Below are 331 nucleotides of genomic sequence, written 5' to 3'. Positions count from 1 at the left end.
GCCGGATGTCCCGCACCCGGCCGGCCGCCTTCCGGAGGAAGTCTCCGTGGTCGAGGAGGCGCTCAGTCGCTGAGCCGCTCCCCGGTGTCGGTGTCGAACACGTGCACGTGGCGCGGGTCGGTGGTCACGAAGACCGTCTCGCCCTTCTGCACGTGGTCGCGCCCGCTGACCCGGATGATGACGTTCGAGGGGGTGCCCTCGACCCCGCAGGTGCCGTAGACGTAGGCGTCGGAGCCGAGCTCCTCGACCACCGTCACCTGCACCGGCAGACCGTGCTCACTGTCCTTCTCGATCCGCCACGCCTCGGGCCGCACCCCGACGGTGATGTTGC

General features: G+C 70.4%; 1 protein-coding gene. It reads right to left on the bottom strand.

The window, feature by feature from the left end; genetic code table 11:
- Positions 1 to 62 precede the first annotated feature (62 nt).
- Positions 63 to 331, bottom strand: a 269-nt coding sequence (locus EKO23_RS24945; protein WP_134721287.1) for a TOBE domain-containing protein, incomplete at its 5' end; no start/stop codon positions are given.

Origin of the sequence: Nocardioides guangzhouensis, assembly GCF_004519545.1 — a bacterium.
GTDB lineage: Bacteria > Actinomycetota > Actinomycetes > Propionibacteriales > Nocardioidaceae > Nocardioides > Nocardioides guangzhouensis.
Note: the sequence above shows the minus strand (reverse complement) of the source record. Positions and strands in the feature narration are given on the sequence as shown.